Origin of the sequence: Pseudoalteromonas sp. PAR1 (genome assembly GCF_947311895.1) — a bacterium.
In the GTDB taxonomy this organism is placed as follows: Bacteria; Pseudomonadota; Gammaproteobacteria; order Enterobacterales; family Alteromonadaceae; genus Pseudoalteromonas; species Pseudoalteromonas lipolytica_C.
In genome coordinates, this window is sequence record NZ_CAMZMY010000010.1 from 38,120 (window position 1) to 58,069 (window position 19,950).

Annotated in this window: 20 protein-coding genes; 14 read left to right on the forward strand and 6 right to left on the reverse strand. The window is 39.7% G+C overall.

Translation table 11 applies throughout. The features are described 5' to 3' along the window. Window positions 1-10 precede the first annotated feature (10 nt). Window positions 11-214 carry a hypothetical protein gene (locus QL229_RS10090; protein WP_054561447.1) on the reverse strand — a complete coding sequence of 68 codons (204 nt, stop codon included), beginning with the start codon at window positions 212-214 and terminating at the stop codon, window positions 11-13. A gap of 46 nt (window positions 215-260) precedes the next feature. Here QL229_RS10090 and QL229_RS10095 point away from each other — a divergent pair, with 46 nt between their 5' ends. The 4 genes from QL229_RS10095 (at window position 261) to QL229_RS10110 (ending at window position 2,036) form a co-directional block, all read left to right on the forward strand. Further along, entirely contained in the window at window positions 261-773 is a 513-nt protein-coding gene (locus QL229_RS10095) for a GNAT family N-acetyltransferase (RefSeq protein ID WP_138556928.1), read from the forward strand. Window positions 774-855: 82 nt separating this feature from the next. After that, window positions 856-1,287: a DUF3859 domain-containing protein gene (locus QL229_RS10100; protein ID WP_135924463.1), complete on the forward strand. Its 432-nt coding sequence runs from the start codon at window positions 856-858 to the stop codon at window positions 1,285-1,287. Window positions 1,288-1,308: 21 nt separating this feature from the next. Continuing rightward, window positions 1,309-1,719 carry a GFA family protein gene (locus QL229_RS10105; RefSeq protein ID WP_138556929.1) on the forward strand — a complete coding sequence of 137 codons (411 nt, stop codon included), beginning with the start codon at window positions 1,309-1,311 and terminating at the stop codon, window positions 1,717-1,719. A 5-nt stretch (window positions 1,720-1,724) separates the two neighbouring features. Then, a complete protein-coding gene (locus QL229_RS10110) occupies window positions 1,725-2,036 on the forward strand; it encodes an antibiotic biosynthesis monooxygenase (RefSeq protein ID WP_212748189.1) in 312 nt (103 codons plus the stop codon). A 285-nt stretch (window positions 2,037-2,321) separates the two neighbouring features. Here the strand turns inward: QL229_RS10110 and QL229_RS10115 are convergent, their stop codons facing one another. From QL229_RS10115 to QL229_RS10125, 3 genes are all read right to left on the reverse strand, one after another. Continuing rightward, window positions 2,322-2,519 (reverse strand): hypothetical protein, encoded by a 198-nt coding sequence (locus QL229_RS10115; protein ID WP_138556931.1) that lies wholly within the window; start codon window positions 2,517-2,519, stop codon window positions 2,322-2,324. Between the two features lie 148 nt (window positions 2,520-2,667). Next, on the reverse strand, window positions 2,668-3,879 hold the full coding sequence (locus QL229_RS10120; protein WP_138556932.1) for a porin: 1,212 nt from the start codon (window positions 3,877-3,879) through the stop codon (window positions 2,668-2,670). Window positions 3,880-4,049: 170 nt separating this feature from the next. After that, window positions 4,050-4,568, reverse strand: a complete 519-nt coding sequence (locus QL229_RS10125) for a TetR/AcrR family transcriptional regulator (RefSeq protein WP_138556933.1) — start codon at window positions 4,566-4,568, stop codon at window positions 4,050-4,052. Window positions 4,569-4,789: 221 nt separating this feature from the next. Between QL229_RS10125 and QL229_RS10130 the strand changes: the two genes are divergently transcribed. The 7 genes from QL229_RS10130 to QL229_RS10160 all read left to right on the forward strand — a co-directional run bounded on the left by QL229_RS10130 (window position 4,790) and on the right by QL229_RS10160 (window position 13,340). Next, window positions 4,790-6,376: an ABC-F family ATPase gene (locus QL229_RS10130; RefSeq protein ID WP_135924478.1), complete on the forward strand. Its 1,587-nt coding sequence runs from the start codon at window positions 4,790-4,792 to the stop codon at window positions 6,374-6,376. A gap of 260 nt (window positions 6,377-6,636) precedes the next feature. After that, window positions 6,637-7,119 (forward strand): 5-(carboxyamino)imidazole ribonucleotide mutase, encoded by a 483-nt coding sequence (gene purE / locus QL229_RS10135; RefSeq protein WP_138556934.1) that lies wholly within the window; start codon window positions 6,637-6,639, stop codon window positions 7,117-7,119. A gap of 1 nt (window position 7,120) precedes the next feature. After that, window positions 7,121-8,269, forward strand: coding sequence for a 5-(carboxyamino)imidazole ribonucleotide synthase (locus QL229_RS10140; RefSeq protein WP_138556935.1), 1,149 nt, complete (start codon window positions 7,121-7,123; stop codon window positions 8,267-8,269). A gap of 153 nt (window positions 8,270-8,422) precedes the next feature. After that, window positions 8,423-8,653: a DUF2798 domain-containing protein gene (locus QL229_RS10145; RefSeq protein WP_138556936.1), complete on the forward strand. Its 231-nt coding sequence runs from the start codon at window positions 8,423-8,425 to the stop codon at window positions 8,651-8,653. After that, a complete protein-coding gene (locus tag QL229_RS10150; RefSeq protein ID WP_281546829.1) occupies window positions 8,650-9,582 on the forward strand; it encodes a putative sulfate exporter family transporter in 933 nt (310 codons plus the stop codon). The genes QL229_RS10145 and QL229_RS10150 overlap by 4 nt, the downstream gene beginning before the upstream one ends. Continuing rightward, a complete protein-coding gene (locus tag QL229_RS10155; RefSeq protein WP_281546830.1) occupies window positions 9,579-10,742 on the forward strand; it encodes an endonuclease/exonuclease/phosphatase family protein in 1,164 nt (387 codons plus the stop codon). The genes QL229_RS10150 and QL229_RS10155 overlap by 4 nt, the downstream gene beginning before the upstream one ends. Before the next feature lie 105 nt (window positions 10,743-10,847). Then, window positions 10,848-13,340 carry a prolyl oligopeptidase family serine peptidase gene (locus tag QL229_RS10160; RefSeq protein ID WP_138556939.1) on the forward strand — a complete coding sequence of 831 codons (2,493 nt, stop codon included), beginning with the start codon at window positions 10,848-10,850 and terminating at the stop codon, window positions 13,338-13,340. A gap of 64 nt (window positions 13,341-13,404) precedes the next feature. On the opposite strand, the gene rrtA is transcribed toward QL229_RS10160, so the two are convergent. Then, complete coding sequence (gene rrtA, locus QL229_RS10165; RefSeq protein WP_138556940.1) at window positions 13,405-13,989, reverse strand: rhombosortase; 585 nt, start codon at window positions 13,987-13,989, stop codon at window positions 13,405-13,407. A gap of 86 nt (window positions 13,990-14,075) precedes the next feature. Between rrtA and ggt the strand changes: the two genes are divergently transcribed. The 3 genes from ggt (at window position 14,076) to QL229_RS10180 (ending at window position 18,554) form a co-directional block, all read left to right on the forward strand. Then, window positions 14,076-15,833 (forward strand): gamma-glutamyltransferase, encoded by a 1,758-nt coding sequence (ggt, locus tag QL229_RS10170; RefSeq protein ID WP_138556941.1) that lies wholly within the window; start codon window positions 14,076-14,078, stop codon window positions 15,831-15,833. Between the two features lie 174 nt (window positions 15,834-16,007). Further along, a complete protein-coding gene (locus tag QL229_RS10175) occupies window positions 16,008-17,702 on the forward strand; it encodes an NAD-dependent malic enzyme (protein ID WP_138556951.1) in 1,695 nt (564 codons plus the stop codon). Between the two features lie 135 nt (window positions 17,703-17,837). Beyond that, window positions 17,838-18,554, forward strand: coding sequence for an SIMPL domain-containing protein (locus QL229_RS10180; protein ID WP_138556942.1), 717 nt, complete (start codon window positions 17,838-17,840; stop codon window positions 18,552-18,554). A 1-nt stretch (window position 18,555) separates the two neighbouring features. Here the strand turns inward: QL229_RS10180 and QL229_RS10185 are convergent, their stop codons facing one another. Continuing rightward, window positions 18,556-19,911 carry a DUF2254 domain-containing protein gene (locus QL229_RS10185; protein ID WP_138556943.1) on the reverse strand — a complete coding sequence of 452 codons (1,356 nt, stop codon included), beginning with the start codon at window positions 19,909-19,911 and terminating at the stop codon, window positions 18,556-18,558. Between the last annotated feature and the right edge of the window lie 39 nt (window positions 19,912-19,950).

Genomic DNA, 19,950 nt, shown 5'->3' on the forward strand with positions numbered 1-19,950 from the left:
CTGGCTTTTTTTATTGTTGGTTTTTCTCTCGCTCGAGCTGTTGCGGTAATAATACCTCAACAATTTCACGGGCTGGTAAGGTATACCTTACGCCATCGAACATCACAGAAGTATGCTCATCAATGCTGGTGATCCCTGTTAAAGTCCAGCCTTCGCCGCGCTCTTTACAATACACTGTAGTGGTAGGTTGAATTACTTTAAACTCTTCACTCATCGAACTTAACCTAATTGCTTGTATTTGCCCTTATAGTAAGACAATAATGTCAGCTCATAAAGAAAAAGAAGTAATTACCGTGTCAAGCCACAATGACTTAGCCTTTGACTTACGCCCAATTCGACACAAAGATTGCCAAGCAATTTGGGATATTTTAAAAGATCCTCATGTTCAATCTTTTAATGATTACAGCGCTGACATAACCAAAGGTGACGTTTACGACTTTATTCAAGGCGACATTGAGAGTTTTTATAATCAACAAGGTATTCGGTTGGTTATTGTTTTGCGAAGTACTGGCCAAGTTATTGGTAGTATTGGCATATTTAACATAATTAACGGGCAGGGTATTTTAGGATTTGAATTGTCGTCGCAATACTTTGGCAAGGGGATAATGCAAAAGGTATTAGCCATGTTATTTGAAAAATTAACAACCTTTGTCCCGGCCCCGCTAAACACTATTGTAGCTTTAGTTAACCCAAATAATAGTTCATGTATTAAGCTTTTAACAAAATGCGGCTTTCAACAGCATGACACTCACTGGATAAAATACGTTAGCTAATTACTATAATAGTACAATCTTGTTCTGCTAGAGTTGCTACTATAAAATAGCGCCTCATTTTTAAAAAGGAGCGCTTGCAACTATGGCAAAAGCCAAACCAATTACCAGTATTGAAAGTTACGGCATTTACAGTCACTGGGATGCAAAAGAGAAAGACCTGCCTCAAATCACCGAATTTACAACAGACGTTCCTGCACAGTTAGATATTGAATTTGGCTTTATTGTTAACATTAAAAAGGCCAAAGGACAAAAAATTAAGTTTTGCGTTTACCACCCAGATATCCCCGATGAGGATGGCGATATTATGCCGCCGTTTGAGGGTGAACAGTACGTTAAAACAAACGATTGGCAGTTTTACTTAGGTGATACTATATGGGCACCTGTTGATAATAAAGTAGGTATTTGGCGCATGACTATTGAGTTAAATGGCCATATAATTGCCGATAAATCCTTTAACTTATTAAAGGAAGCCGAAGGCACTGCCACTGATTTTTGGAAGCATCGCGGCTATTAAGCTTTAACCTTGTGAGGGACTATGTATAAAGGAAGTTGTTTGTGCGGCAAAGTAAAAGTAACGATTGTTGGTGGTATAGACTCAATTATTCATTGTCATTGCTCGTTGTGTCGTAAAAACTCTGGCACAGCTTACGCAACCAACGGCTTTATTCAACGAGATGGTTTTAACCTAACAGAAGGCAGGCAGCATCTAAGTGCGTTTGAATTTAAACCCGGTAGAATTCGCTATTTTTGTAGCAGCTGTGGCTCCCCAGTTTATAGCGAAAATAAAGATGACCCAAGCCGCTTACGTATTCGCCTAGGTTTATTAGATAGCGATATAAACGAGCGTCCGCTAAGTCATAACTTTGTAAGCTCTAAAGCAAACTGGGATACGTTTAACACAGAAATTCCATGTTATGATGGTTTTGAACCAAGTAGGGGCAAGTAATAGCCATGATAGCGAATACACCAAAACCGCCATATTACGCCGTGATTTTTACGAATATCTTATCTGACTATACCGCTGGTTATGAAGAGGTGGCGAATAGAATGGTGGAGCTCGCTGAGCAACAACCTGGGTATTTAGGCATGGAGTCTGCTCGTGATGGTTTGGGTATTACGGTGTCGTATTGGCAAAGCTTAGATGCAATAAAAGCCTGGAAACAAAACCTAGAGCACTTAAACGCCCAGCAGCTCGGCAGAGATAAATGGTACAGCGCTTTTACAACGCGCATTGCAAAAGTAGAACGTGATTATTCATTGTAGTAATAATTCTCTGTATGGGAACACATCATACTGTATTTGGCCTTATTATAACCTCAGCATAACCAATAATTTGAGCTTTCTAATATACAAAGTGGGTGCGTAAAGGGGGATAATTTACTCATGTAATAAATTGAAATAATCAAAATATTTGTTTATTCAGAATAATGTAAATCTTCTTTTCCTATCTAGAATTCAAATATCAATGGCTTGCAAATTTATTGTTATCTTTTGTAGTGCCGAAAAAAGATGGCCAAACAAGGGTAAACGTTTGTTTTCAAAAAACGCTCAATGCTTGTTAAATTTAAATGTTCTCAATGTCACTAGCATCATACTGATAGCAAAGCCCATTACTAAACCAGCAAATAAATCAGAGCTAATACCTAATACGATATACGATGCTCTTACATGAGTTAGCCAGTAAAAGAGCATAAACGAAACGCTAGAAATTGATGAAAGTAGAATTAGCTTGAGCTTTTTAGACATAACAACCACGAATTTTGATGTCTTTTAGTTTGATGATTGTTAAGTATTAGCACTTATTTGTTGTTATTGCGACAAAAGGGAAATGTGTATGCATTACATTAATTAGAATATATAAAAGCCCACTAAGGTGGGCTTTATTTAAATGCAATTACAATGTGTAATTAAATCCGATGGCAATACCATCATCTTCGGTTTGTGACATCTGTGCTTCTTGCTCAGCATCATTACTTGAAAAGTCACTAAAATCTTTACGTGCTTCGATGTATAAAATAGTGTCATCGCCCAAAAAGTAGTGCAAACCTAAAACAGCAAATTGTCGTTTAAATACATCATTAGGATCAGCGTTAAAGTTTGGTTGAATCACGTAATCGTCACCAGCATCAAATATGTTGTAGGCTAAGAAAGTGCGGATATCGTTATCGAAACGGTAACTGACTAACGATTCAGAACCCACAGCTTCTTTAATTAACCGTCCTAAATTATCAGTATCATGGTTTTCATTTTTATTGATATTCGCTGATGCATACCAACCAGGTTTATTAAAATCACCATAGGTCATACCCACACCATAAATTAGATCTGTTACTGATTGTTTTCGCCCGCCAGCATACAGAATCTCGAATTGGCCTCGGTTTACACCTGCTGTAAATTTAAGTTCATCAGTTACATAGTAGGAGAGGGCAGCACCATAAGTTGAATTAAACTCAACTTTCTGAGCAGCATTATTACCTTGATCCCATAATGCCTGACATGATGCACGCGAAATATCGGCGATATCGCAGGTATAAAAGTCATCTGATTTTAATTGCGTTTGCAATGCTATATGGAAATTTCCCCAGTTGTTACGATACTGCAGTACTTTATCGCCTCGACCAGTACCATTTACTGCTCCATCGTCTTTATTGTAGGTGTAGACCCCAGCAGCATTGCCATCCCATACTAGGCTGTAGTTTGTGTTATAAACCACGTCATACCAAGCACCCCATTGCTTACCTACAGTAATTCGTCCATATTTTTCGTGTTTTACACCAACATAACCTAAACGGTTGTATAAAAACTCGTCTTGCACAGTTTCAAAGCGATTATTGTAAACAATGTCACTATTACCTACTGGGTTTACTCCCCATTCTAGGAATGCCAAGGCTTGCCATTCATTTTTTAGCTGGCGTTTAAAATCCAAATTTATACGGGATACACCATTTACAATTTCAGTCTCACCTTGAGTGCTGATCACTCTTGCATCAATAAAGCCACCAACAGTGACACTGTTTTTATCATCTTTATATATCTCAATAGCATGACTGTTAATTGTGACCATGCTCATACTTGCGATTAATGTTGCTATGTAAGTTCTTTTCATAGAAATCCTTGTTTATACATCGTCCCTAATAAGTGTTATTTTGCAAAAGTAGGAGATTATCAGAGCTAAAATAGGGTAAAAAGTGAAAAAAAATCAACAAAGATATAGGTTTTGAGGAATATTTATTCATTTTGAGTTCACTATACTGAATTATCAATAAGTTAGTGTAGCTAAAAAATGGACACCTTTTGACTTAATGTTTTTAGCATATCTTTTGTATTGGGTTTGTCTGAGCATAAACCGTGCAATAAGGTCATAAAATAGCAGTCTAGTAGAATGGCCGCTTTAACTTTATTAAAATGCGGTTGATCGGCAAAGATTAATGATTCCATCAATCTTATGTGCTGCTCCTGAAACGACTCACTAAACAAACGATCGCTGAAAAGAGGTTTGTAAAACTGATGGTGTGTACAATAGAATTGATAAAAATACTGTGCATAGTGGCTTATTTTTAAACGGGCAGGGCGGTGGATGTCTGTTTCTTTAGCATGCTCCAACACTTCTGCAAATCTGTTTTCTAAGCAGCCCTCTAAAATAGCAACTTTATCTGGAAAATAATTAAATAAAGTACCCACAGCAATATTACTGGCCGCCGAAATTTGTCTAGTAGAGGTGTCGGAAAACCCTTCTTTTTCGAATAATGACCAAGCAGCATCTAAAATTCGCTGTTCTGTGTTATTATTTCTCATGCTAACAAACTCCTTGTTTTATAATGATTATTTGAAAAGTGAGCGCGCTCACATTCGTTTGTGAGCGTGCTCATTTTATGTGCAGTTCAGCATAGGTGCTGTATGTCATTTTGTAAAACTACTGAGTTGATTTATTTAAACTATCATGGCGTGCAAAGCGGCTTTAGTTTAAAATTGCATGCAGATTTGTTTTTACTTTTTACCCGCTGGAGGGTACCGCTATCATTAGTACAGCTAATATCACCATGCAATTTGGTGCTAAACCTTTATTCGAAAATATTTCAGCAAAATTTGGCGATGGAAACCGTTATGGTTTAATCGGTGCGAATGGCTGTGGTAAATCAACCTTCATGAAAATCCTAAGTGGTGAACTTGAGCCATCTTCAGGTAATGTCAGTACAGATCCAAACGAGCGTATTGCTAAACTAAATCAAGATCAGTTTGCTTATGAAGAGTTTTCTGTGATCGATACAGTTATCATGGGTCATAAAGAGCTGTGGGAAGTAAAAAAAGAACGTGATCGTATTTATAGCTTACCAGAGATGAGCGAAGAAGACGGTATGCGTGTAGCTGATCTTGAAACTGAGTTTGCAGAGATGGATGGTTACTCAGCAGAAGCTAAAGCCGGTGAGCTACTGATTGGTGTAGGTATCGGTACAGAGCAACACTACGGTCCTATGTCTGAAATCGCACCGGGTTTTAAACTGCGTGTGTTACTTGCACAAGTGCTGTTTTCTGATCCAGATATCATGCTACTAGATGAGCCTACCAATAACTTGGATATTTACACCATCAAGTGGTTAGAAGACGTGTTAAACCAACGCGACTGCACCATGATCATCATTTCGCACGACCGTCACTTTTTAAACTCAGTATGTACACACATGGCTGACATCGATTATGGCGAACTTCGTATTTACCCAGGTAATTACGATGAATATATGTTTGCAGCAACACAAGCCCGCGAGCGTTTACTGAGCGAAAATGCGAAGAAGAAAAGCCAAATTGCAGAACTACAGCAGTTCGTATCTCGTTTCTCTGCAAATGCTTCAAAAGCAAAACAAGCAACATCACGTGCTAAACAAATCGATAAAATTCAGCTTGAAGAAGTTAAAGCGTCTTCTCGTCAAAGCCCATTTATTCGTTTTGAACAAGAAAAACAGTTATTCCGTAATGCCTTAGAGCTAACTAACTTAGCGCAAGGTTTTGATGACATGCTTTTCAGTGGCCTTGAAGGTTTAGTTGAAGTAGGTGAGCGTATTGCGATTATCGGTGAGAACGGTGTTGGTAAAACAACATTATTAAATACCCTTGCAGGTCGCTTAGCACCGAAGCAAGGTGAATTTAAATGGTCTGATAATGCTAATATTGGTTATTACGCGCAAGACCATGCTGATGAGTTCGAACAAGACATGAACTTATTCCAGTGGATGGAACAATGGCAACAAGAAGGTGACGACGAGCAAGTTGTTCGTAGTTTCTTAGGTCGTATGCTGTTTTCACAAAACGACATTAAAAAGTCAGTAAAAGTGATTTCAGGTGGTGAGCAAGGCCGTATGTTGTTTGGCAAAATTATGATGCATAAACCAAACATCTTATTAATGGATGAGCCAACCAACCACATGGATATGGAATCTATCGAAGCGCTTAACTTAGCACTTGAAGCATACGAAGGAACTTTATTATTCGTATCACACGATAGACAATTCGTATCATCACTTGCTAACCGCATTTGGGAAATCAAAGACGGCAAAGTTATCGACTTTAAAGGTACATACACTGAGTACCTAGCAAGTAAAGAAGCTTAATTAGCTTATGAGTGATTAAAAGCCATGCATGTCATGGCTTTTTTGTGCTTCTAGAGTCGCATCTTGAGATGGTTTAAAGCGATTTATACTGCGTTTTTGATTTTAACAATAGAGCCACTATTATTTGCAGTCAATGCCATGCCTAAATCGTTTTAATTCCAACTGAAACTCGCATCTTGATGTGAGTTAGGTATATAATACCCGCCACAAAATAAGGACAAAAGTCCGCTTTTTAGAAAACAATTTACTGAGGTGTATTTATGACTGTTGGCATTATTATGGGTTCCAAATCAGACTGGCCAACGATGGAACATGCGGCGTTAATGCTAGAAAAATTCGGCATTGAATACGAGACTAAAGTTGTTTCTGCTCACCGTACCCCTCAATTACTTGCTGACTATGCAAGCACTGCAGCTGAGCGCGGCATTAAAATTATTATTGCAGGTGCCGGTGGTGCTGCGCACTTACCAGGTATGGCAGCGGCCTTTACATCACTACCAGTTTTAGGTGTACCCGTTAAATCTAAAACTCTTAATGGTGTAGATTCGTTATTATCTATTTGCCAAATGCCTAAAGGTGTTGCGGTAGGTACTCTTGCTATTGGTGAAGCGGGCGCAGCAAATGCAGGCCTTTTAGCTGCACAAATTTTAGGTTGCCAACAGCCAGAAATTTTCGCAAAAGTTGAAGCATTCCGTAAAGAACAAACAGACACTATCTTAGCTAACCCTAATCCTGCAGAGTAATATGAATATTCTAATTTTAGGTGCGGGTCAGTTAGCTCGAATGATGAGCTTAGCGGGCGCACCCCTTGATTTAAATGTTGTTGCCTACGATGTGGGTAGTGAAAAAATCATTCACCCATTAACCGGTGAAGTTCATAACAGTACATTACAACAAGCTATTGATAGCGCAGACGCAATTACAGCAGAGTTTGAACACATTCCTGATGATGTACTAACACTGTGCTGTCAAAGCAACAAGTTTTACCCGGGTAAAGCGGCGATTAAAACAGGTGGCGATCGTGCACTTGAAAAAGCATTACTTGATAAAACAAATGTTGAGTGCGCGCCTTATCAGCTAATTACCGAAAAAGCACACCTTATTGCTGCGGTAGAGCGTTTAGGTAAGCCACTTGTGATCAAAACTTGCCAAGCGGGTTACGACGGTAAAGGCCAGTGGCGCTTAAAATCAGATGATCAAATTGACCAAATTTGGTCAGAAATGGCAGATTTCATTGCATCTGGTACCGACAGTGCACCGCATTCTATTATTGCTGAGAAGATGATCCCATTTGACCGCGAAGTATCTATCATTGGTGCACGCGACAAAGCAGGTAACACAGTAATTTACCCATTAACTGAAAACCAACACACTAACGGTGTGCTTACACTTTCAGTTGCAGGTAAAGAAAAAGCAGCAATTCAAGAACAAGCTGAGCTGGCGTTTAACAAACTAGCAAAAGAACTTGATTATGTGGGTGTATTAGCAATTGAGTTTTTTGATGTTCAAGGTACGTTATTAGTAAACGAAATTGCACCGCGAGTTCATAACTCTGGTCACTGGACACAGCAGGGCACGCATTGCTCTCAGTTCGAAAACCACATGCGCGCTGTTGCAGGTTTACCATTAGGCAGTACAGAATTGCTTCGTCCTACTGCTATGATCAACGTGTTAGGACAGCCTTCAATTCCACACTCAGTACTTGCCACTCAAGATGTTACAAGCCACTGGTATGGTAAAACGGCTAAACCAGGCCGTAAAATGGGACACATCAACGTATCTGCTAATAATCTTCACCAATTAGGTGAGCGATTAGCAGCACTTGCTGAAATATTGCCTGAGCAAGATTACCCAGGTGTAGCTGCTACCAGCACCCAACTTATTTTAAACTAATCAGTTTAAATTCTTAAAAGCCGAGTTTATCTCGGCTTTTTAATTTTTGGCCTTACGCGCAAACTACGCTAATTTTGTACCTCTTGTCTCAAAGCACTTGCGTCAGGTTTTTCTTCCTATAGACTAATATTTTTATATTAATATTAGCTTGTTATGTTACATCCTCGATTTAGAACAGTCGTGTTTGCCTTTTTTATGGCGCTGTTTATGTCTGGATTTATGTCTTTAGTGATCAGCATTTTTAACGTTGGTTTAATCGATAACATTACAACCATTTGGTTTAAAGCTTGGGCTTTTGCTTTTTGTGTGGCATTTCCTACCGTTATTGTTGTCGCACCTCTGGTACATAAATTAACCAACAAACTAATCAGAGTGCCGTTGTGATAGCTGAACGCCCAAAACAATTTCTTTTTATTACGCTTTTTTTAGCATCTGCTTTGCCATTTGTCGGTTCTGCTACGGCACTTATAGTCGGTGCACTATTTGCCATGACTTTAGGCAATCCATTTGTAGCTCAGTCACAAAAATTTAGTAAATGGATGCTAAAGTTAGCGGTTATTGGCTTAGGCTTTGCTGTTGATTTTAATCAAGTAATAGAAGTAGGGCGCAGTTCTATTGTGCTTACAATTGTCAGTATTACTGCGATTATTGGTCTTGGCGAAATTTTATCTCAGTTATTTAAGTTAAATAAAAACACCGGTGTACTTATTTCATTTGGTACAGCCATTTGTGGTGGTAGCGCCATTGCAGCAATGGCGCCGGTTATAAAGGCCAAAGATCACGAAGTAGCTATATCACTCGCTGTGGTGTTTTTATTAAACGCCCTTGGCTTAGTGTTATTCCCAATGATTGGTCATTACTTTGACCTAACTGAACAGCAATTTGGTGTTTGGGCGGCACTTGCGATTCACGATACCAGTAGTGTAGTGGGGGCTTCCGCTGCTTATGGCGCATCAGCACTTGCTATTGCAACAACCATTAAACTAACCAGAGCAATGTGGATCATACCTTATACAAGCATCGCGGGTGTGTTTTGGAAATCAGATGAAAAAGCCAGTATCCCATTGTTTATATTTGGTTTTTTAGCAGCTGCACTGATTAATTCAAGCTTTCCTGAGTATCAAACACTTTGGCATGCACTCAATGTTGGTGCTAAACAAATTTTGGTAATGACCTTATTTTTGATTGGTAGTGGCTTATCTATTTCAGTCTTAAAACAAGCAGGCATTAAACCTTTTATCATGGCGATGATCTTATGGATCATTGTCAGCAGTATTATTTTACTACTTATAGTAGACGGATTTATTTCATGAAAAACGCTTTATTAACTTCCTCTTTAGCCCTGGCTGTAGGTGTATTTGCTAACAATGCAGTGGCTGCAGATTTACGTGTTGCTACCTTTAACGTAAGTATGGATGCAACCAACTATGCTAAAAAAGGCGAAGCTATTGATAAAAATGCTTTAAGCAAAGCATTAGCGAGCAACCACCAGCAAATTCGCAACATTGCCGAAATAATTCAGCGAGTAAGACCTGATGTTATTTTACTTAATGAGTTTGACTATATTGATGCTGATAAAGGGATTAACGTATTTCGTAAAAACTACCTGCAGGTATCGCAAAATAAGCAGGTTGCCATCGATTACCCATATTACTTTATCGCACCAGTCAACACCGGTTTACCTACCGAATTTGACTTAGATAACGATGGTGTAAAGGGGCATTACAAAGGTGACGCACACGGCTTTGGCTTCTTTGAAGGGCATTATGCAATGGCTGTACTTTCTCGCTACCCAATTGATTTAGATAAAGCGCGAACATTACAAACATTTAAATACAAAGATATGCCAAATGCACAAATGCCTATTGACCCCAAAACAGGTAATGATTGGTATTCTCCTGAAGAATGGCAAGCGATTCACCTAAGCTCTAAATCATTTTGGGACTTACCTATTGATATAAAAGGTAAAACGTTTCACTTGCTTGCATCGCACCCTACACCGCCAGTATTCGATGGCCCAGAAGACCGCAACGGTAAGCGTAACCACGATGAAGTGCGCTTAATTGCTGATTACATCAACAATGCTAACTACATTTACGATGATAAAGGCCAAAAAGGAGGCTTAAAAGCGAACAGCCGCTTTGTAATTGTTGGTGATTTAAATGCTGCGCCAGAAGGGGGCAAGGCACGTCCAAGTACTACAGACCAGATTTTAAAAAACCCATTAGTGAATACCTCTTTTACGCCAACAAGCAAAGGCGCTAAAGAATCTTATAAAGAAGATTATGCTAAAAACTATACCGCTTATTGGCAAGCCAGAGCCGATTACGTACTGCCATCTAATTATGGTATTGAAATAAATGACGGCGGAGTATTTTGGCCAACAGAAAACTCTGAGTTATTCAGATTAATTGAGGATCGCAATGCCTCTTCTGATCATCGTATGGTATGGCTTGATATCACATTGAAATAAGCTGTTATTAAACGGAAAAGTTTGGCTGTTTATCCTATAAAAATTGCTATTTCATCAGTGCTTCTGCTTAAATAAGGCGAATTATAATTACCCTAAAGAAGCACTATGAATTTCAAAACCACTGCTAATAAAACGTTAGTGGCTCTCGCAGTCGCATCTAGCTTTATGCTAGCTGGTTGTCAATCAACCGCCTCAACGCCTTCTGAAGAACAAGTTACCAATGTAGCACCCGTTGTTGTTACTCCTGCTGACACAGGTTCCGCTGAAATCACGTTAGAGCAAGCAATGGCTCACCCTGATTGGTTAGGTCGTCAGCCTGAGCGTGCTTTCTGGAACGGTGATTCTAACAGCATCGTTTATGCACAAAAGCAACAGGGCAATGAGTTACGTGATTTATACGTTCAAGCAATTAACAGCCAATCTGCATCACAATTAGCGTTAAATAAACTACACACTGTAGGCGCTAAAAATGCTGTTTATTCAGCAGATAAAAAGCAACAGGCTTATGCATTTGAAGGTAATATCTTCGTTAAAAACTTAAGCACTGGGCAAATTACTCAAATTACTCACGATAGCGCACAGCAATCAAAACCACAGTTTTTAACTGATGGTAGCCTTGCTTTTCGTCAAGGTAATGCATTTTATAAAGTTGATTTAGCAACGGGTCGTCAAGTTGAATTAGTTAACTTACACCTAGACGATGCACCTAAAGGTGTACAAGAGCCTGACACTTACATTGCAAAAGAACAGCACAAACTAATTGATTACATTGCGCTGACTCACAAAAACAAAAAAGATCGTGAAGAGCGTAAAGCACAAATCAACGAACAAAACGACAGCATCGCTAACGCGCAGTTTTACTTAGGTAAAGGCAAACGTTTAGCAGATGTTCAGCTTTCACCAAATGGCCAAGCACTCGTTGCAGTAACCACTGAGAACCGTTCATGGCGTGACGAAGGCGATATCATGCCTAATTACATTGCCGATGATGCACGTGTAAAGGCTGAGAAAGTACGTCGTCGTGTTGCTGATGAAAAACCAATCAGCTCAGATGTTATCTACATCGACCTTAAATCAGGCGAGCAAACAACCCTTGCATTCGATACCTTACCTGGCTTTGATGAAGACGTACTTGCAGCTGTTAAAAAAGAAAACTACGCCCGTGAAGGCAAAACTTACAAGTCTGAAAAAGCACCGCGCGCCATCAATCTAATGATGGATTGGGGTTGGGACCAAAGTGCAATCCAATGGAACACAGATGGTTCACAAGTGGCACTTATGCTTGAAGCATGGGACAACAAAGATCGTTGGTTAGCCACAGTTGATACACAAAACAACAAACTTGTTTCACAGCACCGCTTACACGACGATGCATGGGTTAACTATGCATACAACGATTTTGGTTGGTTAAACAATTCAGATACGCTTTACTACTTATCTGAAGAGTCTGGTTACAGCCATATTTACAAAAAGCCACTTAACGGTAAGGCAACACAGCTAACTAAAGGCCAATTTGTTGTTTCAAACTTAACGTTAACAGCTGATAACTCAGCGATTTACTACAAAGCTAACGTTGAGCATCCAGGTCTTTACGAAATCTATCGTGTAAACCCTGCAAACGGTGAATCTGAGCAAGTAACCAACCTTGATGGTATGACTGATTACCAGTTAAGCCCAGATGAAAGCAAACTATTGCTAACTCATTCAAAAATTATGTCACCGCCTGAGCTTTACGTTGCTGATGCAAAAGCAAATACCCAAGCAACGCAGTTAACGCACACGGTATCTGATGAGTTTTTAGCGAAGAAACTAATCGCACCTAAGATTGTTGCTGTGCCTTCAAGCCACACTGATCAGCCAATTTACGCAAAAGTATATTACCCAGCTGATTATAAAGAAGGCGAAACAGGTAAAAACCGTAAAGCGGTTATCTTTAACCACGGTGCTGGTTACCTACAAAACTCACACATGGGTTGGTCTGGTTACTTCCGTGAGTTTATGTTCCACTCACTACTTGCTTCAGAAGGCTTCGTAGTAATGGACATGGACTACCGTGCATCTAAAGGTTACGGCCGTGATTGGCGTACAGCTATTTACCGTCAAATGGGTACACCTGAGATCCAAGATTTAGCAGACGGCGTAAGCTGGATGGCAGATAACGCAAACGTTGATACACAAGCTGTAGGCACCTATGGTGGCTCTTACGGTGGTTTCATGACGTTTATGGCGTTATTCACACAACCTGATTTATTCAAAGCAGGTGCTGCACTTCGTCCGGTAACTGATTGGGCTCACTACAATGGTCCTTATACGTCGAATATCTTAAATCATCCAGATGTTGACCCAATTGCCTATGAAAAGAGCTCACCAATTTACTTTGCTGAAGGTCTTAAGAGCCATTTATTAATTAATGCGCCTATGGTTGATGACAATGTATTCTTCCAAGATTCAGTTCGCTTAGTACAACGTTTAATTGAGCTTGAAAAAGAAAACTTTGAAACCGCTATATTCCCAGTTGAGCCGCATGGTTTTGTACAACCATCAAGCTGGTTAGATGAATACCGTCGTATTTATAAGCTATTTAAAGAAACGCTTTAATCAATAGCGTAAATGAAAAACAGCCACTTTAAGTGGCTGTTTTTGTATGTATTAAGAGTTTAAGTTACTCGCGATTTTTTATTATTTTTATAAAGACAGGTAAAGCCAACAGTGTGCCGCCAATTGCGCCGATAAAGTGGGCGTCAATGGCAACATTAGAGGCGATGAACTGACTAACCGATTCACTCGGGCCTGCTATTTGCTCCCAAATCACTTTTGCCCACGTACCCGCAAACAATAACCAGCCTGAAAACATGCCTGCTTGTACGTCTTTAATTGCCCCCCAAATGATCACACCGTGCAGTAACGCGCTTAATCCGGTGTAAATTTGGATATCAGGGCAAAATAGCCACACACCTAAACCACACCACAATGCAAGAATAGCAATATTAAACGCATAGCGAGCAGGGCTTGTATGCTCAGCATGTAGAGCCCAAATTAATAAAATTCCGGCACAATTTAAGCCTAAGTGGGGCCAATTTGCGTGTACGAATTGACTGGTGAAAATACGCCAAAACTCACCATTTGCGACTAACTCACGGTTAAATTCGAGATATTCATTTAAGTTGAAAAGTGCAAACAAGGAACTTAGTAGTATTAAACACAATGGGGGCAGAATATATTCTAGTTTCAGGGGCAGGTTTATCATGTTATTTTTGTTGTATCTGAGATTGTGACACTATTGTGCACGTTTAATTTTAAGATGCCAAATACACTACGGGATTAAGTATATTTATGTTATTCAAAACCAAAGCTTTGTTAGCTATTTCCACTTCATTTATCTATTCAACGGCTCTTTTAGCGACTCCTGCAAAAGTTGAAACACGCGAACCCGAAGCTGCAACCGGCTTTGCCCATAAACAGGTTGTTGAAGGCGATAAGTACATGGTCGCAGCGGCAAACCCTTATGCTGTAAAAGCAGGTCAAAAAATGCTTGAGCTAGGTGGCTCTGCGGTTGATGCTGCTATTGCTACACAATTAGTACTCACACTGGTAGAACCGCAATCGTCGGGTATCGGCGGTGGTACATTTATGATGTACTTCGACAACAAAACCAAAAGCCTAACCAGTTTTGATGGCCGCGAAACCGCACCAAGTAACGCTGATGAAACACTGTTTTTAGATAAACACGGTAAAGCCGTTAAGTGGATTGAAGCCGTGGTAGGTGGTCGCTCTGTTGGTGTACCGGGTATTTTAGATGCCTTTGCTTCAGCACATAAGCGTTATGGTAAGTTAGAGTGGCAAACCTTATTTGGCCCTGCCATTGAATTGGCTGAGCAGGGCTTTATTGTGTCACCACGTTTGCATCAATTACTTGCCAAAGAGTTAAACCCAGGGGTTACAAAGCTTCCTGTTATTCGTGATTACTTTTTCCCTGATGGTAAACCGCTTGCTGTTGGTACGGTGAAAAAGAACCCTGAACTTGCCGCGCTTTATAAAGATATTGCGAAACAAGGCATTGATGCTTTCTATAAAGGTGAAAACGCCAAAGAACTTGTGCATGCAGTGCAAAACTCAGCGGTAGCACCGGGTACTTTATCTGTTGAAGACTTAGCGAATTATAAAAGCAAAGAGCGTGCTCCAGTATGTGTTGATTATCGCCAATACGAGGTTTGTTCAATGGCTCCGCCAAGTAGTGGTGGTGTTGCTGTATTACAGATTTTAGCCTTACTCGAACATAAAGATATGGCTAAGCTAAAACCAAATTCAGTACAAGCGTTGCATTACTTTACCCAAGCATCACGTTTAGCTTTTGCTGATCGTAACGTGTATATGGGCGACCCTGATTTTATGCCAATTCCGACACAAGGATTACTTGATAAAGACTACCTTGCAGGTCGTGCAAAGCTTATCTCTGAAAAAGATGCTCACGCAGAAGCAGGTACTCCGCCAAACTCACTTGCTTATGCACAAGATGATGCTTACGAGCTACCTTCAACAACCCATGTATCGATTGTCGATAGCCAAGGTAATGCGGTTTCGATGACCAGCTCTATTGAAATGGCGTTTGGTTCAACAGTAATGGTGAACGGGTATATTTTAAACAATCAGCTTACAGACTTTGCTTTATCACCAACAAAAGATGGCAAACCTTTAGCTAACCGCGTTGAAGCAGGTAAACGTCCGCGTAGTTCAATGTCGCCAGTGATGGTGTTTAACAAAGACGGCAGTTTACGTTTAGTGGTCGGTTCACCGGGTGGTAGTCGTATCATTGATTACGTTGCTCAAGTGGTAGTAGGTGTGCTTGATTGGAACTTAGATGCGCAAACTGCCATTAATTTACCGCGTATTACTAATCGCAACAATTATACAAGCCTTGAAAAGGGCACTGAACTTGCAAACTTTGAAGCTGATTTTGTTAACCGCGGGCACACAGTTCGTATCCTAGATTTAAACTCTGGTTTACATGCTGTTGAAGTAAAAGACGGTAAACTTTATGGCGCAGCCGATCCGCGCCGCGAAGGTATCGCTTTAAGTGATAAAAGCCACTAAAAACAAGCTCAGCAGCCTTAAAGCTGCTGAGTTTTCATGTATACTATTCGTTGTGCCGTTTAGGGCATAAAATTCATTTTCTTCAATGGTCTGACAAGGTGAATTGTCATTGCAATTTCGCCTTTAAGAGTAATAATGTCAGGTCATAATTATGACGCATCAAAGCTTGGAAATATGACTACAAATACCGATCCAAATTATCTTTATATTCCTTATTCAGGCCCAGGTCTGATCGAAACGCCACTATTAAACAAAGGCAGTGCTTTTTCACAAAAAGAAAGGGAAAGTTTCAACTTAGCCGGTTTACTGCCACCGCGTTATGAAACAATTGAAGAACAAGTTGAGCGTTGTTACCAACAGTATTCAAGCTTTAGCGATAATTTAAACAAGCACATTTACCTTCGTGCAATTCAAGATAACAACGAAACACTTTACTACCGTTTAGTACGTGATCATCTTGAAGAAATGATGCCAATTATCTACACACCAACAGTAGGTGATGCCTGTGAAAAGTTTTCAGACATTTACCGCAGTGCCCGTGGTCTATTTATTTCTTACGAAGATCGTTTCCAAATTGATGATATTTTACGTAACGCTACTAAAGGCAAAGTAAAAGTTATCGTTGTGACTGACGGTGAGCGTATTCTTGGTCTTGGTGACCAAGGTATTGGTGGTATGGGTATTCCAATTGGTAAATTGTCACTTTACACAGCGTGTGGTGGTATTAGCCCAGCTTATACATTACCAGTGATGATTGATGTTGGTACTAATAACGAAAAACTGCTAAACGACCCTATGTATATGGGTGCTCGTCATAAGCGTATTTCGCAAGAAGAGTATGACGAATTCTTAGACCTATTCATCAAGGCTGTTAAACGTCGCTGGCCAAGTGTTTTACTTCAGTTCGAAGACTTTGCACAACCAAATGCAATGCCATTATTAAAACGCTACCGTGATGAAATTTGTAGCTTTAACGATGATATTCAAGGTACTGCTGCGGTAACTGTGGGGTCTTTATTGGCTGCTTGTCGTGTTAAAGATGCGAAACTTTCAGAGCAAAAAGTGGTATTTGTTGGTGCAGGTTCAGCAGGCTGCGGTATTGCTGAGCAAATTATCAGTACTATGGTTGCTGAAGGCATTAGCGATGAGCAAGCTCGCTCACAAATCTTCATGGTTGACCGTTTTGGTCTACTAACTGATGGTATGGAAGGTTTACGTGATTTCCAACAAGCGCTTTGCCAATCTAAAGAAGGTTTAAGTGAATGGACGTATAGCGGTGAGTACGCATCACTATTAGATGTAATGCACTGTGCACAACCAGATATCTTAATTGGTGTATCTGGCCAACCTGGTTTATTCACAGAGCAAGTTATTCGTGCAATGCACGCATCTTGCCCACAACCGATTATCTTCCCGTTAAGTAATCCGTCTAAGCAAGTTGAAGCACTTCCATCAGATGTTATCGAGTGGACAGAGGGTCAAGCGATTGTAGCTTCGGGTAGCCCATTTGATCCGGTTGAGTATAACGGCCAAATTTTCCCAATCCCACAATGTAACAATAGCTACATTTTCCCGGGTATTGGTTTAGGCGTTATCGCAGCTAAAGCTACTCGTATCACTGATGCAATGCTGATTGTATCAAGTGAAACATTGGCAGAGTCTTCACCTCGAGCAAACACTGGTAAAGGCAGCTTGCTACCAGCATTAACCGAAATCCAAGCGTTAAGTAAACGTATTGCCTTTGCAGTAGCGAAAAAAGCGATGGAAGAAGGTGTGGCACTTGAGTTAAGTGATGAGGCTTTATGGGCTGCAATCGAGAAAAACTACTGGCTTCCAGAATACCGTAACTATAAGCGCCGTAGTATCTAAACTATATCGCTTTGAGTGGTTAAAAAAACAGGCTTTTAATGCCTGTTTTTTTATATCTGAATAATAGGGGTTGTTCATATTGAATTAACCCTTTAAGGTGATAATGAACGGAGTTTTTAATTAAGGAACAGTATTATGCGTAAGTTAGTTTTTACCGCTATGGCCGCCGCACTTAGTTTTAATGTGTTAGCACAAGCAACACCAGATGCGCCGCATATTTATATCCAAGGTAATGCAACGGTTAAAGCAATCCCTGATAACGTTAAGTTGACTGTAGGTATTGTTGAAGTAGATAAAGATTTAATTGCCGCTAAAAACAAAGCTGATGCAACCATGGCCAAAGCCATTAAGCTTGCTAAAAGCCAAGGCGTAGAAGAAAAGGGCGTTTATGCGTCTAATATCTCAATTCAACGCCAAACAGAATACAACCGTGAAACAGGCAAACAGGAATTTATAGGGTACAGAGTATCGCGTAGTCTGTCTGTTACTCTAACAGATATTAAAAAGTACCCAGTTATGCTTCAGCAACTAGTGAATGCGGGTATCAACGAAATTAATCAAACGCAATTTGTATCGAGTCGCTATGAAGAGCTACAAAAGCAAGCGCAAAAGCTAGCCATTAAAGATGCGCGTGCTGCTGCGAAAGAGTTTGCCAGTGATTATGGGGTTGAACTCAAAGGCCTTTATACTGCATCAAGCAGCCCACTCGATACAGGAAGCCAACCTTACATGCGCGCTAGCAAAATGGTAATGGCAGATGCTGCACCAGAAAACTATGTACCTGATGCATACAATGGTGGTGAGCTTACTATTAGCGCAAGCAGTTATGCAGTTTATTTTATCGAAAATTAGTCTATTGATTGTTGCTGGTAAAGCGCGCCAGCAACTTTTCACCCTGTTGCTCTGAAATACGGGCAATCGCTTTTAGCATATTAGTAATTTGTTCACGGTCGTACTCATTACTAATATGCGTATCTATATCTTCAATAATCGCCCCTAAGTAAATAAACAAACTCTTAGTCGCTTTTTCGTTATCAGATGCTCTAAACAATATGTTTTTAAACGCCTCAAGTACGTTAACCATTACATAGGCGTCATTTTTTGCATAATTGCGAATAGGTGTGAAGTTATCATGCAGCAGCTCATCGAATGATGTTTCATGTAAAAACAACTTAGGATGGTTATCATCGCATTGTTTAAGCGAATAATTCACATCATAAATGTCTAATCGCAAAATGAGTAAAATACTCAGCATATCAATAGCTTTTACTGCAGTACCTGGATCATTAATGCCCGGACTCATTGCCTTAACAGCAATCTCAGATATTTGCGTCATTCCATATCGGTAATGATCGCTAACATATTCTTCAATGTAAAAAATAAAGCATGCAAGTAGCTCATCAATGAGCTCTGGTTTGTCAGTTAAATCAGTATCGCACTTTAAAAATGGGTAACCTTTTACAGTAAAAAAACCTTGTTTAACAGAGATATAAATTTTAATGTCGTGCTCTTTACAGATAGCGCACAATTTATCGCTATGAGCGCCTTTAAAATAACCTTCCGTTTTACTTTTTATGCTGTACCAGTCGTCAAAGGTCGGAAAATCATCAACAGGATGTTCATGCTGCATAGCTTTAATACTGTTAAGTTCACTTTTAGTATTTTTGAATAAGTCATTCAGTACATTATCTACTTGGATAGCTCTGGATATAGAGTGAATAAAATAAACAAAGAAACCCAGTGAAATTAAGCCAAGTACCAGTGATATAAATATACCCAGTGAAGGGATGCCCATATTACCATTTCCTATGGTACGAATATTGATGAGCATTAGAATGGTGTAAATTATACTGCCTAAATAAAAGCCTAAAACTAGTTGATGAGATTTACGAGTTATAAGTCCGGGTAATACTCGAGGAGAAAGGCTGGCGCTGGCGCTATTTAAAACTACCATAACCATAGAGAAGCTAAATACAGTTAACGAAATAATGCTTCCGGCTAAAGTACTGAGGATGGTACGTGCATTTTCTTCACTGTCTACTAGCAATACACTTAAGACTTTCTTAACACTCATTGCTGGATCAGAATACTCAACAGCTGTTGTAATTAAAGCAAAAGTCAAAAATACAACAGACAGCATAGACGGATAAAATCCTATGCTGCTGATCATTTCACGGTAATTATCGGCTATTTTTCTTGGCGTAATCATGCACTTCCTTAAGAACTGTTAGACTTTAATTAGGATTTT

Bases quoted from the DNA above. Each gene is read 5' to 3' on its own strand.
- QL229_RS10090 (WP_054561447.1), bottom strand. From the start codon at position 214: ATGAGTGAAGAGTTTAAAGTAATTCAACCTACCACTACAGTGTATTGT.
- QL229_RS10095 (WP_138556928.1), top strand. From the start codon at position 261: ATGTCAGCTCATAAAGAAAAAGAAGTAATTACCGTGTCAAGCCACAAT.
- QL229_RS10100 (WP_135924463.1), top strand. From the start codon at position 856: ATGGCAAAAGCCAAACCAATTACCAGTATTGAAAGTTACGGCATTTAC.
- QL229_RS10105 (WP_138556929.1), top strand. From the start codon at position 1,309: ATGTATAAAGGAAGTTGTTTGTGCGGCAAAGTAAAAGTAACGATTGTT.
- QL229_RS10110 (WP_212748189.1), top strand. From the start codon at position 1,725: ATGATAGCGAATACACCAAAACCGCCATATTACGCCGTGATTTTTACG.
- QL229_RS10115 (WP_138556931.1), bottom strand. From the start codon at position 2,519: ATGTCTAAAAAGCTCAAGCTAATTCTACTTTCATCAATTTCTAGCGTT.
- QL229_RS10120 (WP_138556932.1), bottom strand. From the start codon at position 3,879: ATGAAAAGAACTTACATAGCAACATTAATCGCAAGTATGAGCATGGTC.
- QL229_RS10125 (WP_138556933.1), bottom strand. From the start codon at position 4,568: ATGAGAAATAATAACACAGAACAGCGAATTTTAGATGCTGCTTGGTCA.
- purE (WP_138556934.1), top strand. From the start codon at position 6,637: ATGACTGTTGGCATTATTATGGGTTCCAAATCAGACTGGCCAACGATG.
- QL229_RS10140 (WP_138556935.1), top strand. From the start codon at position 7,121: ATGAATATTCTAATTTTAGGTGCGGGTCAGTTAGCTCGAATGATGAGC.
- QL229_RS10145 (WP_138556936.1), top strand. From the start codon at position 8,423: ATGTTACATCCTCGATTTAGAACAGTCGTGTTTGCCTTTTTTATGGCG.
- QL229_RS10155 (WP_281546830.1), top strand. From the start codon at position 9,579: ATGAAAAACGCTTTATTAACTTCCTCTTTAGCCCTGGCTGTAGGTGTA.
- QL229_RS10160 (WP_138556939.1), top strand. From the start codon at position 10,848: ATGAATTTCAAAACCACTGCTAATAAAACGTTAGTGGCTCTCGCAGTC.
- rrtA (WP_138556940.1), bottom strand. From the start codon at position 13,989: ATGATAAACCTGCCCCTGAAACTAGAATATATTCTGCCCCCATTGTGT.
- ggt (WP_138556941.1), top strand. From the start codon at position 14,076: ATGTTATTCAAAACCAAAGCTTTGTTAGCTATTTCCACTTCATTTATC.
- QL229_RS10175 (WP_138556951.1), top strand. From the start codon at position 16,008: ATGACTACAAATACCGATCCAAATTATCTTTATATTCCTTATTCAGGC.
- QL229_RS10180 (WP_138556942.1), top strand. From the start codon at position 17,838: ATGCGTAAGTTAGTTTTTACCGCTATGGCCGCCGCACTTAGTTTTAAT.
- QL229_RS10185 (WP_138556943.1), bottom strand. From the start codon at position 19,911: ATGATTACGCCAAGAAAAATAGCCGATAATTACCGTGAAATGATCAGC.